Consider the following 13,634-nt stretch of genomic DNA (forward strand, 5'->3'; position numbering starts at 1 on the left):
AAATTTTATCCTATCTTTGTATTTTTGTCTAATTCATAGAGTTAAAACCTGTTGTTGGTGTTGCCGTGTACACTTGAGCAGTTTTTTGGTAGGATTTCTCCTTTTTGCCAATTAGAGCGATTTTTAATACTTCTTCAATATTTTCTACTTTCATGACTTTTATTCCTGGATATTCTTCAAAACTTTGTTGCCAGTTGTCTTTCGGAATAATCACTTTTCTTGCTCCTGCCTCTTTTGCCGCTTCAATCTTCGTAATCACTCCGCCAATGGGTCTTACCTTTCCATGGATACTCACTTCACCAGTCATAGCAACCTCAGAATCGACAGGAATTTTTTTGATTGCAGAATAGATCGCAGTCAATATGGTAATCCCAGCTGAAGGTCCATCAATGGGAGTTCCTCCTGGAAAATTTACATGTATATCGTAATCATAGGGATCAATATCTGTTTGATGATGTAGTACGGTCAGCACGTTTTCTAGAGAATTAAGAGCCATACTTTTACGGCGAAGGGTTTTTTGACCACCACCAAGTTCTTCTTCTTCTACAATTCCCGTAATTTTTATCTTTCCTTGACCTTTCCTTACTTTTTTTGCGGTTACCTCCACCTCTAAAAGCGCACCCATATTCGGCCCATAAACCGCTAACCCATTAACAATGCCAATTTGGGGTTCAGAGGATACTTTGAAATGAGGCCTTGGTGAGATTTGACTACTATTAATAACCCATTCTATATCTTTCACTTCGATTCTCTTCCTCTGTTCAGATAGAGCAATTCCTGCAGATATTTGAACGAGATTCACTGCTTCCCGACCGTTAGTTGCATAACGTTTCCCTACTTCGATGACCTCAGGATCATAATCCATCGCAATTTTATCCAAAGCATTTTTAATAATTTCACCGATATGTTCCGTTGTTAGGGGTTTGAAGAAAATTTCTAAACAACGGGAACGAATAGCTGGCTGAATTTCATGGGGTTGTCTTGTTGTTGCCCCTACTAAACGAAAATCCGCTGGTAAACCATTTTGGAAAATATCATGGATATGCTTTGGAATGTTGGTATCTTCTGAATTATAATAAGCACTTTCTAGCATCACTTTTCGATCTTCAAGAACCTTTAAGAGTTTATTCATTTGAATAGGATGCAATTCGCCAATCTCATCAATAAATAAAATACCGCCATGAGCTCTTGTTACGGCTCCTGGCTTTGGTTGAGGAATACCCGCTACCCCCATCGCTCCAGCACCCTGATAAATGGGGTCATGAACAGAACCAATCAATGGATCGGCAATCCCTCGTTCATCAAAACGCGCTGTTGTCGCATCGATTTCTACAAATTTTGAATCTTGATTAAAAGGAGAATAAGGGAGTTGTTTCGCTTCGTCAAGGACAAGTCTGGCAGCAGCGGTTTTCCCAACACCAGGTGGTCCATAGATGATCACATGTTGAGGGTTGGGACTACATAATGCGGCACGCAAAGCTTTTAATCCTTCTTCTTGCCCGACGATTTCTTTAAAATGGCGAGGTCTTGTTTTTTCAGCGAGGGGTTCTGTTAGGGAGATTTGTCTTAATTTATATAATTTTTCTAACTCTTTTTTTGAATCTCGATCAATGGCAACTTTATTTTGATGTTGATTTTTTAATAGATTCCAAAAATATAAACCAATGATAATCCCAAAAAACACTTGGATACTAATCAATAATGCGGTAACGTTCATAATTACCTCCCAAAAGTTTTCCATTTTTTGCTTGATAAAAGATAGTATTTCCTTTTAGGAGGAACGATAATCAATAGAAGCTTAAATAAATTAAAAATAGGTTTGTATATTTCGTTGAAATATACAAACCCAATGTTTCTGTTATTACGCACTTTCCTCCTGAGGCTTTAAACGGATCACTTTTCCTTCTTTATTATAGAGTATAGGAGGGAATTTCTTGATAATCGTGTCTTCAGTAATCACACATTTGGAAACATCCTGTCGTGATGGTAATTCATACATTACATTTAATAATGCGGTTTCAATAATGGAACGTAAACCTCTAGCACCCGTATTCCGTTTTAAAGCTTCCTTTGCGATGGCAATTAATGCTTCTTGATCAAATTCAAGCTGCACATTATCCATTTCTAAAATCTTCTGATACTGTTTAACCAAGGCATTCTTAGGTTCAGTAAGAATGCGAATGAGTGCCTCTTCATCTAGTGGTTGAAGAGTTGCGACCACAGGAAGACGGCCAATAAATTCAGGAATCAACCCAAATTTGAGCAAATCTTCTGGCAGAACTTTGGTTAAAATATTCTCATCTTTCAGTTCCGAATTCGTTTTCTCTGTGCCAAAACCGATCACTTTTTTACCAAGTCGACGCTTGATAATATTCTCAAGTCCATCAAATGCCCCACCAACGATAAAGAGAATATTGGTGGTATCAATTTGAATGAATTCTTGATGGGGATGTTTTCTTCCGCCTTGAGGAGGTACGCTTGCAACTGTACCTTCAAGGATTTTTAGCAGTGCTTGCTGTACCCCTTCACCAGATACATCTCGCGTGATCGATGGATTTTCTGATTTTCTTGCAATTTTATCAATTTCATCAATATAGATGATTCCCTTTTCCGCCCGTTCAATATCATAATCTGCAGCCTGGATTAATTTTAATAAAATATTCTCCACATCTTCACCCACATATCCTGCTTCGGTTAAAGAAGTGGCATCGGCAATAGCAAAAGGAACATTTAAGATTTTGGCCAACGTTTGCGCTAAGAGCGTTTTCCCACTTCCTGTCGGCCCGATTAATAGGATATTACTTTTTTGCAGTTCAACATCATCAAACTTTTGTTGCGTATGAATTCGCTTATAATGGTTATATACCGCAACAGAAAGCGATTTCTTTGCATCTTCTTGACCAATAACATATTGATCTAAAAAATCTTTTATTTCTAAAGGTTTTGGTACATCTTGCAACGTGAGATCTTCTTCTGTTCCAATCTCCTCTTCAATGATTTCATTGCATAGTTCAATACACTCGTCGCAAATATATACACCTGGTCCAGCAACTAATTTGCGTACTTGATCTTGAGATTTCCCACAGAATGAACATTTTAAAGTTCCTTTTTCATCACTAAACTTAAACATTTAAATTCTACGCCCCTTCTACAAAGGTACTAAAAAAAGTATGAGCTAGTCTGATTAAGAATATAACAGTTTATTTTGTGAAAACAAGGCACGGAATTCCGTGCCCTGTTTATTATATTGTAATTTGATTATTTGCTTTGTTCAACCAAGAAGTCAATGGTTTTACGTATTTGGATATCCGATTTTAAACCTTCCATACCATTGGAACGTGCTGTGAATAAAGAACGAATCTCTTCTACATCGCGTTTATATTGCTCTGCAAGATTTTGTAATTCTTTTTCTACATCCTCATCTGTCGCTTCAATATTTTCTGCTTTCGCAATCGCTTCAAGGACTAAGCTGGTTTTGACACGTTTTTCTGCATCTTTCCTGAATTGCTCTTTTAGGGCAGATTCATCGGAATTCGTGAATTGATAATATAGGTCTAGGTTTAATCCTTGATAGGCCAATTGTTGTTCAAATTCACGAATCATGGTTTGGACCTCATTATTAATCATGACTTCTGGAATATCAACGGTTGCATTCTCCGTTACTTTTTCAACTACCGTGTCACGACGATAATGTTCTTCCTCATGTTTCATACGATCTTCAAGTTTTTTCCTGATATCTGCTTTTAATTCATCTAAAGTTTCAAAATCTACATCTTTGGCAAATTCATCATCTAATTTAGGGAGTTTTTTGCGTTTGATATCATGTACTTTTACCTTAAAGGTAGTTTCTTTTCCTGCCAAATCTTCATTATGGTAGTTTTCTGGGAAAGTGACTTGAATTTCTTTTTCTTCTCCCTTTTTCATTCCGATTAATTGTTCTTCAAATCCAGGAATAAAGGTACCAGATCCGATTTCTAAGGAATATTTTTCTCCTTTTCCACCTTCAAAGGGTTCTCCATTTAAGAAACCTTCAAAGTCGATGACGGCAATATCCCCATTTTGAACTTCACCGTCTTCTAATACTTCAATTTCAGCATGACGGTTTTGAAGTTGTTTTAATTCTTCTTCGATATCTTCTTCTTTAACCGAGAAATCTTTCTTTGGAACTTCAATTCCTTTATATTCTCCAAGCTCAACTTCTGGTTTTACAGTTACCGTCGCATGAAACACAAAAGGTTTTCCTCTTTCAAGGGTTTCTATATCGATCTCAGGACGATCGACTGGCTCAATACCAGATTCGTTGATCGCTTGTTCATATGCTTCAGGTATTAAAATATCTAAAGCATCATTATATAAGGCTTCTACGCCAAACCGCGCTTCAAAAATTTTTCGAGGTACTTTTCCTTTTCGGAAACCTGGTACGTTAACGCGTTTTACTACTTTTTTAAATGCTTTGTCTAATGCTTCATCTAATTTTTCCATCTCAACTTCAACATGAAGGTTTACTTTATTCTTTTCTATCTTTTCCCATTTCGTTTGCATTCTATTCCTTTCCCCTCCTAATACTCTTCCAAACGGAACAATACCATGATTTTTTCCAAAAATATGTAATACTTTATATCACAGTATAACCACTACATTATAACATAAACCTATTTCTTTTAAAACAATAAAAAACATTTACCTCACATGAAAAAAACGTCTTCGTGATCGAAGGCGCTAGTTTAAATATAGCGAAAAATGAATGACAAAACAATAGAATTTTTTAAATTATACAAGAAAAAACCTTTCTTATGTTTGCTATCCAACATAAGAAAGGCCGTTTTACTTGCTTTTATGTAATGGCGTCCCAGGAGGGATTCGAACCCCCGACACACGGCTTAGAAGGCCGTTGCTCTATCCAGCTGAGCTACTGAGACAGATTGCTATGGAGCGGATGACGGGAATCGAACCCGCGTTGTCGGCTTGGGAAGCCGATGTTCTACCATTGAACTACATCCGCAAATCTTATTCAATATCCCAAAGACAAAAGATATTATAACAAGTTTAAAATTTAAGGTCAATATGTATAAATGATTTTTTATAATAAGCTTGGCTTGTATGTTTTTATAGAACATACAAGCCATTCATTTTTATTCATTTTTTGTAAGAGAGCTATTGCTCCCATTGATCTTTTAACATTTGAAATAATCTTCTCATCGCTTTTCCTCTGTGACTAATTCTATTTTTCGTTTCTGGATTAAGTTCTGCCATTGTTTTGTTATATTCGGGGAGATAAAACAATGGATCATAACCAAATCCATATTGTCCTCTTGGCGATTCAAGGATATAACCATCGACCGAATCTTGTACACCAATCGTTTCGCTATTGGGTACAGCAAAGGCTAAATAGGCAACAAAATGAGCAGTACGTTTTTCCATCGGTATTCCTGCTAATGCTTGAAGTAATTTTTGGTTATTTTCTTCGTCTGTCGCATGTTCACCAGCATAACGAGCAGAATAGACCCCTGGAGCTCCGCCTAATATATCCACGACAAGACCCGAATCATCAGCAATGGTAGGTACCCCTGTTAATTTACAGATCGTTTCCGCTTTTTTCTTCGCATTTTCTTCAAACGTATTCCCATCTTCAATGATTTCAGGAACGTTTGCAAGTTCCTTCATTGATAAAATCTCAATACCAAGTTCAGAAAATAACGCCTTAAATTCTCGAACCTTACCTTGATTTTTCGTCGCGAGAACGATTTTATTGTTCACTACTTGGTTTTTCTTCAACTTGTGTTTCTCCTCCAACCTCTATTTCTCCTTTAGCCTCTGTTTTTTTTCCAATGAGATCAACATATTCTTTCATCACTTCTTTTTGAACCTGGATTAATTCTTCTACTCCTTTTTTGCCTAAACGAAGTAACTCCATCAATTCATCACCTGTAAAAGGAGCTTCTTCACCTGTTCCTTGTATTTCAACATACTTCCCTTCATCGGTCATCACAATGTTCATATCCACGATGGCTTGAGAATCTTCTTCATAAGAAAGGTCTAATCTTGCTTCATTCTCAATGATTCCTACACTTGTTGCCGCTACAAAATTGCGAATCGGCATTTTTGTTAGTTTTCCTTCTTGAACTAACCTATAACAAGCATCTGCCATTGCTACAAATGCTCCCGTGATCGAAGCCGTTCTCGTTCCACCATCTGCTTGAATGACATCGCAATCAAGCCAAATGGTTCTCTCTCCTAGAGCTTGCAAATCAACGACAGAACGCAATGCTCTGCCAATTAACCTCGAAATTTCCATTGTTCGGCCACTAATCTTTCCTTTGGTAGATTCTCGCGGATTTCTTGTATGGGTTGCTCTGGGGATCATAGCATATTCGGCGGTGATCCAACCCTTTCCTTCCCCCCGCATAAAATTTGGGACTTTATCTTCTACCGTTGCTGTGCAAATCACTTTTGTATCTCCTATTTCAATTAAAACAGAGCCTTCTGCATGCTTAATATATTGGTTGGTGATTTTTACTTTTCGTAGTTCATCTGCATTTCTGTTATCTGGTCTCATTTTCTTCCCCCAATTCTTTATATCTTAGTATTTGCCATCTTTCCTTTGAACATCCAACATTTTAAAAGAAGTTAAAGGCGGGAAAAAGAAAAAAGGGGTAGCTGACTACCTCCTTTGTTTTCCTTCTACCATATTATAACAAAACTTTTTTCATTATAAAATCGAGGCATTAATTTTTTCTGGACGAGTGATTGGTTTTGCTAAGTTTCCTTTTAAACCTTCCGTTTTTCCATTAACTTTGATTTGAATGGATTTAGCACCTGTATTTTCCGTCAATGACCAAACGAGGATGTCTAATTCTCGATTTGTCAGTTCATGATTCGGTCCCAAGATTTGCTCATCAAAATTTGCAATCACCACTTGACGATCCAATTTTACATCGAGGATTTTGGTTGATGGTAAAATTGGAGAAGTTAATCCAGAACCTACTTTCGGACCAATCACTAATTGTTCGAGTGTGGCTTTTGCTAAATCATTGGTCTTTTGTACCATTCTTGTTACAGGAACAAGATATTCTTTATTACCTGTACTCCGATAAAAATAAAGAGTTACAGGAGTCGTTTGTCCAATCTTAATGTTATTCCCCAATTCTAAATTGATGCCATCTGCTCGGCTTAAAGGTCCAACAATTGGTGTTTTCCATGTAGGCATCGATTCTAATGGATAACCATTGACCCGAATTTCCACTTGATCAATGGTTGGAAATTCCGTTAATGTCCATGTAATTGCATCTAAAATCTTTTTCTCATCAGCAGCAGATTTTGCCTCATAAGATAAAAATTCCTTAGAAAAATCAACGATGGCTAATTTTTGATCAGCTTTCACATTCATTGTAGCCTTTGTTCCTTTTGGTAAAACGGGTTTAAACCCTTGAGGGATTTTGCCTTCAGCTGGCCCACCAATGGTCATGTACTTTAACACTTCTTGACCGATCCCTTCAACCTTTGGAATATCCATAGTGTAGGGAACAACATCACCTTTTTCATCAAAAAAATAGATCGTAAATTTCACTTGTTCTTTTTGATCTGCCGTCGTTGCTTCTTCATTTTCTTTAGTCGTTACATCAAGTGTACCTGTATTATCTTTTACATCCAAAGCAGGCGGTGGATCAATTTCCTTTGAAGTTTCCTCAGGTCCAAATATTCCACATCCAGATAATAGAATAAATGCTAGACTTAAGATGATCAGCAATGATAATTTGTTCCGTTTGAACATATTTTCCCCTCCTCAAGGCAATTCTACTTCTATGTATACGAGCCTTAAGGAAATTTAGTACTTTTTTGTCCAAAAAAAATTCTATCATTTTTTGATAGAACTTTTTTCTTCATTTTACTTTCGAGAGATCGATATGAGTCACTTCAATCGTTCTTCCTAACCATTTTTCTGCAATTTGTTTAAAATGATCCACATCACCTGTTGTATAAAAAAGATGTTTTGGATGATTTTCAGTCTGATTAAGGAGATTCTGGTAGTGCAAAATTGTACTCACTTCTCTAGCCGTTTCTTCAGCAGAACTTAATAATTTTACCTGCTCACCCACTACTTCTTGAATATATTGACTAATCAGTGGATAGTGAGTACATCCGAGAATTAAGGAATCCATTTTTTGGTTCAAAATCGGTTGTAATGCTTCTTTCACCACTTGGCGAATCATGGTTTCATCTTCGATTCCACTTTCAACAAGAGGAACCAAAGTTGGACAAGCATAACTTGTAATGTTTAAGTTGGGATTAATTTGTTTTAATGTTTTTTCATATGCACCACTTTGTATGGTTCCTTCCGTCCCAATCACACCGATTTCTCCCGTTCGTGTATGCTTAATCGCAGCTAAACTTCCCGGGCGGATCACACCAACAACAGGAATCTTGACCTTCTTTTTCACTTCGTTTAAGGCTGCTGCGGTTGCCGTATTACAAGCGATCACAATCATTTTAACGTTTTGAGTGAGCAAAAAATCGACGATCTCTAATGTGAATTTTTTTACCTCTTCAGCTGGCCGAGGGCCATATGGACATCTAGCTGTATCGCCAAAGTAGATGATTTTTTCTCTTGGCAGTTGCCGAAATACTTCTTTGACAACCGTCAAACCTCCGACGCCAGAGTCCAAGATTCCTATTGCGTTTTGTTCTTCCATCTTAGGTTCCTCCTAGAATTTTTGTAAATCTACTCATTCATTTTCTTAAAAAGCTGTTGAAGTGATATGGCCATCTGATTCACTTCTTCTTGAGACATACTTTCTAAGATATGAGCAAGATACGCTCTCCTTGTCTCTAAAACTTCATTAATAATCTCTTTTCCTTTATTCAAAAGATGTATCCGAACCACTCTACGGTCTTTTTGATCCCGTATTCTTTCAACCAATCCATTTTTCTCCATCCGATCAACTAAATCAGTCGTGGTACTAAAAGCAAGATACATTTTATTGCTCAATTCTCCAATTGTCATATCTCCTTCTTCATTTAACCATTGCAGTGCGACAAATTGAGGGGGAGTAATGGGAAACTCACTAAGAATCTCTCTTCCTTTCTGCTTAATAATCCCACTAATTTTGCGTAATACATATTCAATTTCTTTTATTTGTTCCGGGGAATGCTTCATGATCTCCCTCCAACAATATAAATCTAATGGCATTATTATATCAAAGTTTTCGTTAAAAAAACCCGACTAGTTTCCTAGCGGGCTTTTTTAGGGGGCTCTCAAGGGCTTAGATTTTTAGTTCCCCGAGCCGAACCAATTCAACAACCGCTTGCGAACGACCCTTCACACCTAATTTCTGCATCACGTTACTAATATGGTTACGTACCGTTTTTTCACTAATGAACAATTGTTTGGCAATTTCTTTGGTCGTTTTGTCTTGTACTAATAATTCGAATACTTCTCTTTCCCGATTTGTTAATAATGGTTTAGCGTGCTGGTCATTACCCTTCAAAAGTTCCACCCCTCCTTGCTCGGGCTCATCAACTCACAAGGGAGATTTCAGATTATTTTATGTGCGTTATGTTCAAGAAGTGCATAGCTGGTTGTGAGTCAATCACCTATTTTTTGCCCTTTGCAAGGGTTGAAGGATAATGGGAAGACAATGTTATTATATTCGAATGATTTCTTCAGGTGCATAAGATAACGCCTCTAAACCATTTTCTGTCACAACATAGGTATTTTCAATACCAATAACCCCTTTTCCAGGAAAAGTGAATTTTGGCTCAATTGCAATTACCATTCCTGCTTCTAAAGGCTGGTCTAACCCTTTTGCTAGAACAGGCCATTCATCCAATTCCAATCCTACACCATGACCAAGAAATTTTGCTTGATCTTGTTTAAAACCCATAAAATAGTCTTTTAATCCTGCCTCTTCCGCCATTTTTACCGCATGAAGATAATGTTCAGACCATAACGTTCCTGGTTTGGCACTTTTCTCCATCTCTTTGATGATTTGGACGGCGACTTGATATGCTTCTTCTAATTGAGGGTCTAATTTCCCTATGACGGCGATCCGTGATTGATCTACGATATAACCATTTACCGCCACTGCAATATCGATTAAAATCGGTTCATTTGCTTTTATCTCTTTCCATCCTGCTCCTTGAGGTATCGCTGGAGAAAGACCTTCCCCTCCAGCGGGGCCATCAAAGCCCGTTGGTTTTGCCGCTGCTTCACCAGAAACAATCATCCCAAGGAAAAGCTCTTGATTAAAAGCTCGAAGCCTTAGATTACCAATGTGGCCTCGCATTCGAACAAACTTTTCAATCTCAGAGGCGAAATCAATTTCTTTCATATTCGGTTTTAAAATTTTTGGTACTTCTAATATCGCTTCATAAGCCACTTTTGCCGATTGACGAATCGCTTCGATTTCATAGGCTGATTTCACACTTCTTTGTTTACGAATGATTGGTGAAATATCGACAAACTCCGTTTCTACAAACACTTTTTGCATTCTCTGAAAATGTCCATAAGGAAGTACATCCAATTCTAACCCCATTTTTTGATAGTGTATGCCAAGATCCCGCAATTGTTGTGGAAATTGCTTCATACTAGGCATTGGTAAGGTTCTGATCGTTGATTCACTTTTTGCCCTTTCTAGACTTTTTTTCACGAAAAGACTCGCATTTCCTATAGCAGGAATAACTATCATTGCGTTTTGCATGGTACCGGAAAAATAATACAGATCAACATTTTGTGCAATCAGTGCACAATCAATCCCATGATTTTTCAATTGCTCTTGCAGTTTTTCAATTCTTGCCTGAATCTCCTTTTCAGGAACCAATGAGTAATGCATACTTACATCCATCCTTTTCCTATTTCTTAATTTTCTTACTATTTATATTCTATCGGAAATAGCCGTATGTGAAAACCTTTTACTATTGACGATAATGATAGGAATATTAGGATAAAGTCTTTTCATTTCATTAACCAAATCGCGGTTTTGAATGAAAATGGCGTTGGCTTTACGCGTATCGACAACAGGTACTCCTACCTCGTGAGAAGAGAGTTGTAAAAGAGGTTGGGGTAATGATGAAAAAGCAAAGACAACATTGCCAAAAGCGAAACAGGAATTTAAACAGCTTTTGACTGAATACGTTTTACTAGACTCTAAAAAATGAACCGGTTCAAAACCAAATTGCTCTAGTAAGTGTTTTCGGTCTTTTTTTTGTACAAGATTTTGGCGAAAGATGGTTAACCGAGGTGATAATATGGGGTATTGAATCAATAAATGCTCTGCATCAATTCCATGAAAAAACATCTTTCTTTATCCTTTCAATATAAATTATGGTATGATGTTAAAGTATATTTAGTATTAGAATGAGAAAGATGATCAAAAATAATTCTTAAGGATCATCTTTACTGAAGGAGTTTTCCTATGAAACCGTTAATCCGAATCTCGATTCCTATAGAATGGGACGGTCTAATGATAAAAGAAATCCTGTTAAAGCATTATCAATTTTCAAGAAAATCTTTAAGTAGAGTGAAAAATACAAAAGGAATCTATTTAAATCGGGAACCTGTTTACGTCACTGTTCGCGTTCATCGAGGCGATTTACTAGAAATCTTTGTTCCCATTGAAACATCAGAATATATTTCTCCAGAACCTGTCGACTTTGAGATCATTTATGAAGATCAAGATATTGTGGTTGTGAATAAACCTGCAGGTATTGTCGTTCATCCAACTAAATCCCATCCTAATCAAACGTTAGCCAATGGTTTGGTTCATCATTGGAAATTAAAAGGTGAGCAGTTTCGTTTTCGGCCCGTCCACAGGCTGGACAAAAATACTTCTGGATTACTTGTCATTGCCAAAAATCAATACGCTCATCATAAACTATCCCTTCAACTCCAAGATCGAACTTTAAAACGTACATATCGTGCGATTGTCCATGGTTATGTAGCTGAAGATAAAGGAATCGTTGATGCTCCTATTATGAAAGATCCGGATCATCCCTTACGTCGAATGGTTGTTACTGACCTTCATCCTGATGCAAAACCAGCAATCACGTATTATAAAGTGATTGAGCGGTTTAGTGACGCGACTTTAATTGAATTACAATTGGCTACTGGAAGAACGCATCAAATCCGTGTCCATATGAGTTATATCGGCCATCCTCTTGTTGGTGATGAATTATACGGTGGAAAAACTGGGGATAATGGGATGCAAAGACAAGCTCTACATGCGATTCAATTAGAGTTTGATCATCCAAGAACAGGTGAGTCTCTTCATTTCCAAGCCCCTTTACCATTAGACATGCAAAGCTTTCTCTTTCATCATTTAGCCTAATTTCTGTGCATAGGCTGAAAATGGGCGATTGATTATACACATCTCCCTAGTAAGAACATATCCTGTTATGAACATATTTCAAAGGAGGTTCTAAACATGACTTATATTGTGCAACCTGGAGATAATCTTTGGTCAATCGCTCAACGGTTTGGCACGACGCCCGAAGCCATTATGCGGGCAAATGGAATTACCAATCCAAATTTGATTTACGTTGGTCAACCCTTATTCATTCCTGTTCCGCCTACTCCATCACCTCGTACTCTAGTAGAGCGGGTAGAACGATTAGAAAGAAAGGTGAATCGTTTAGAAAGACGTGTTTCACGTCTAGAGCAGGGACGTGTAAGGAAAGATGAGGAAGAAGGTTAACCCTTCTTCTTTTTTATTTCATTCTCTGACCTTTTTTAGTATAAAAAAATCCCAAGGTAGACCTTGGGTAATAAAATATGTTTTACCGGGGAACAGTTTATAAGGGGGGCTTTCAATGTATTATATTTATTAGACAGAAAAGTGTGAATAAAAAATTAAAATGAATTTCCTAAGTGTAAATCGAACTTTACTTCAAATTGAGCACTTGTTATTATATTAAATATAGTTAGTTTATAACTATAATAAAGTTGTTAATATTGAAGGAGGATTTACATATGGAAGAACGTTTTGGAGTTGTTACATTTGCAGGTAAACCAGTTACTTTACTCGGTCCAGAAATTAAAGTGGGAGATCAAGCACCTGATTTTACTGTCGTTGATAATAATTTAAATCCATTATCATTAAAAGATTTTACAGGGGTTAAACTTATTAGTGTAGTTCCTTCCCTTGATACACCTGTTTGCGATGCACAAACAAGACGTTTTAATGAAGAAGCTGCGAAATTAAATGCAACGGTTTTAACCATTAGCGTTGATTTACCTTTTGCGCAAAAGCGTTGGTGTGGAGCCGCAGGTATTGATAAAGTGATTACATTATCCGATTATCAAAACATGTCTTTTGGCAGTGCTTATGGTACATATATCAAAGAACTTCGTTTAGAAGCTCGTGCTGTTTTTGTGGTGAATTCAAAAAATGAAGTCACTTATGTGGAATATGTAAAAGAAATTACCGATCACCCAGATTACGAAAAAGCTATAGAAGCAATTAAAGCGGCAGAGTAAATGCCGATTAATGCCAATGATGAGAGAAGGGAAAACCCCTTCTCTTTTTTATCACATTTTTTAATTTTACACTAGAAATATAGTATAAATGTTGCATTATGAAAACTTCTTTTCAATTGACCAACTTTACAATCGGAGGTGAAGCTGATGAATACTAAATCGG

The 13,634-nt window shown here is 37.0% G+C and carries 14 protein-coding genes and 2 tRNA genes; 3 read left to right on the top strand and 13 right to left on the bottom strand.

All coding sequences use genetic code 11. The features are described 5' to 3' along the window. Positions 1-28 precede the first annotated feature (28 nt). From lonB to ACMW72_RS07355, 13 genes are all read right to left on the bottom strand, one after another. Positions 29-1,717 carry an ATP-dependent protease LonB gene (gene lonB / locus ACMW72_RS07295; RefSeq protein WP_418368193.1) on the bottom strand — a complete coding sequence of 563 codons (1,689 nt, stop codon included), beginning with the start codon at positions 1,715-1,717 and terminating at the stop codon, positions 29-31. A gap of 144 nt (positions 1,718-1,861) precedes the next feature. Further along, a complete protein-coding gene (gene clpX, locus ACMW72_RS07300; RefSeq protein WP_418368194.1) occupies positions 1,862-3,130 on the bottom strand; it encodes an ATP-dependent protease ATP-binding subunit ClpX in 1,269 nt (422 codons plus the stop codon). A 128-nt stretch (positions 3,131-3,258) separates the two neighbouring features. After that, positions 3,259-4,542: a trigger factor gene (gene tig, locus ACMW72_RS07305; RefSeq protein ID WP_418368195.1), complete on the bottom strand. Its 1,284-nt coding sequence runs from the start codon at positions 4,540-4,542 to the stop codon at positions 3,259-3,261. Positions 4,543-4,842: 300 nt separating this feature from the next. Beyond that, positions 4,843-4,919: transfer RNA gene (locus ACMW72_RS07310), tRNA-Arg, on the bottom strand. Positions 4,920-4,928: 9 nt separating this feature from the next. Then, positions 4,929-5,002, bottom strand: a tRNA-Gly gene (locus ACMW72_RS07315). 152 nt (positions 5,003-5,154) lie between these two features. Beyond that, a complete protein-coding gene (locus tag ACMW72_RS07320) occupies positions 5,155-5,775 on the bottom strand; it encodes an XTP/dITP diphosphatase (RefSeq protein ID WP_418368196.1) in 621 nt (206 codons plus the stop codon). After that, positions 5,747-6,556, bottom strand: a complete 810-nt coding sequence (rph, locus tag ACMW72_RS07325; RefSeq protein WP_418368197.1) for a ribonuclease PH — start codon at positions 6,554-6,556, stop codon at positions 5,747-5,749. Before rph ends, ACMW72_RS07320 begins: the two co-directional genes overlap by 29 nt. A gap of 153 nt (positions 6,557-6,709) precedes the next feature. Beyond that, positions 6,710-7,771, bottom strand: coding sequence for a GerMN domain-containing protein (locus ACMW72_RS07330; protein WP_418368198.1), 1,062 nt, complete (start codon positions 7,769-7,771; stop codon positions 6,710-6,712). Between the two features lie 109 nt (positions 7,772-7,880). Then, the gene (gene racE, locus ACMW72_RS07335) at positions 7,881-8,690 is read right to left on the bottom strand and encodes a glutamate racemase (protein ID WP_418368199.1); all 810 of its coding nucleotides are present in this window, start codon (positions 8,688-8,690) and stop codon (positions 7,881-7,883) included. A 29-nt stretch (positions 8,691-8,719) separates the two neighbouring features. Further along, positions 8,720-9,154, bottom strand: a complete 435-nt coding sequence (locus ACMW72_RS07340; protein WP_418368200.1) for a MarR family winged helix-turn-helix transcriptional regulator — start codon at positions 9,152-9,154, stop codon at positions 8,720-8,722. Positions 9,155-9,260: 106 nt separating this feature from the next. Beyond that, positions 9,261-9,485, bottom strand: a complete 225-nt coding sequence (locus ACMW72_RS07345) for a helix-turn-helix domain-containing protein (RefSeq protein ID WP_132767364.1) — start codon at positions 9,483-9,485, stop codon at positions 9,261-9,263. Positions 9,486-9,641: 156 nt separating this feature from the next. Continuing rightward, positions 9,642-10,829 carry a M24 family metallopeptidase gene (locus ACMW72_RS07350; protein ID WP_418368201.1) on the bottom strand — a complete coding sequence of 396 codons (1,188 nt, stop codon included), beginning with the start codon at positions 10,827-10,829 and terminating at the stop codon, positions 9,642-9,644. A gap of 42 nt (positions 10,830-10,871) precedes the next feature. Continuing rightward, positions 10,872-11,294: a hypothetical protein gene (locus ACMW72_RS07355; RefSeq protein WP_418368202.1), complete on the bottom strand. Its 423-nt coding sequence runs from the start codon at positions 11,292-11,294 to the stop codon at positions 10,872-10,874. Between the two features lie 117 nt (positions 11,295-11,411). On the opposite strand from ACMW72_RS07355, the gene ACMW72_RS07360 reads away from it, so the two are divergent. The 3 genes from ACMW72_RS07360 to tpx all read left to right on the top strand — a co-directional run bounded on the left by ACMW72_RS07360 (position 11,412) and on the right by tpx (position 13,471). After that, on the top strand, positions 11,412-12,323 hold the full coding sequence (locus ACMW72_RS07360) for an RluA family pseudouridine synthase (protein WP_418368203.1): 912 nt from the start codon (positions 11,412-11,414) through the stop codon (positions 12,321-12,323). Between the two features lie 96 nt (positions 12,324-12,419). Further along, positions 12,420-12,689 carry a LysM peptidoglycan-binding domain-containing protein gene (locus ACMW72_RS07365; RefSeq protein WP_418368204.1) on the top strand — a complete coding sequence of 90 codons (270 nt, stop codon included), beginning with the start codon at positions 12,420-12,422 and terminating at the stop codon, positions 12,687-12,689. 275 nt (positions 12,690-12,964) lie between these two features. Then, positions 12,965-13,471 carry a thiol peroxidase gene (gene tpx / locus ACMW72_RS07370; protein ID WP_418368205.1) on the top strand — a complete coding sequence of 169 codons (507 nt, stop codon included), beginning with the start codon at positions 12,965-12,967 and terminating at the stop codon, positions 13,469-13,471. Positions 13,472-13,634: the final 163 nt, after the last annotated feature.

Origin of the sequence: Tepidibacillus sp. LV47 (genome assembly GCF_048381575.1) — a bacterium.
GTDB lineage: Bacteria > Bacillota > Bacilli > Tepidibacillales > Tepidibacillaceae > Tepidibacillus.

Excerpts from the sequence above, each read along its gene's own strand:
- ACMW72_RS07365 (WP_418368204.1), top strand. The coding sequence starts at position 12,420 with ATGACTTATATTGTGCAACCTGGAGATAATCTTTGGTCAATCGCTCAA.
- ACMW72_RS07355 (WP_418368202.1), bottom strand. The coding sequence starts at position 11,294 with ATGTTTTTTCATGGAATTGATGCAGAGCATTTATTGATTCAATACCCC.
- lonB (WP_418368193.1), bottom strand. The coding sequence starts at position 1,717 with ATGAACGTTACCGCATTATTGATTAGTATCCAAGTGTTTTTTGGGATT.
- clpX (WP_418368194.1), bottom strand. The coding sequence starts at position 3,130 with ATGTTTAAGTTTAGTGATGAAAAAGGAACTTTAAAATGTTCATTCTGT.
- tig (WP_418368195.1), bottom strand. The coding sequence starts at position 4,542 with ATGCAAACGAAATGGGAAAAGATAGAAAAGAATAAAGTAAACCTTCAT.
- racE (WP_418368199.1), bottom strand. The coding sequence starts at position 8,690 with ATGGAAGAACAAAACGCAATAGGAATCTTGGACTCTGGCGTCGGAGGT.
- ACMW72_RS07350 (WP_418368201.1), bottom strand. The coding sequence starts at position 10,829 with ATGCATTACTCATTGGTTCCTGAAAAGGAGATTCAGGCAAGAATTGAA.
- ACMW72_RS07360 (WP_418368203.1), top strand. The coding sequence starts at position 11,412 with ATGAAACCGTTAATCCGAATCTCGATTCCTATAGAATGGGACGGTCTA.
- ACMW72_RS07330 (WP_418368198.1), bottom strand. The coding sequence starts at position 7,771 with ATGTTCAAACGGAACAAATTATCATTGCTGATCATCTTAAGTCTAGCA.
- rph (WP_418368197.1), bottom strand. The coding sequence starts at position 6,556 with ATGAGACCAGATAACAGAAATGCAGATGAACTACGAAAAGTAAAAATC.
- tpx (WP_418368205.1), top strand. The coding sequence starts at position 12,965 with ATGGAAGAACGTTTTGGAGTTGTTACATTTGCAGGTAAACCAGTTACT.
- ACMW72_RS07340 (WP_418368200.1), bottom strand. The coding sequence starts at position 9,154 with ATGAAGCATTCCCCGGAACAAATAAAAGAAATTGAATATGTATTACGC.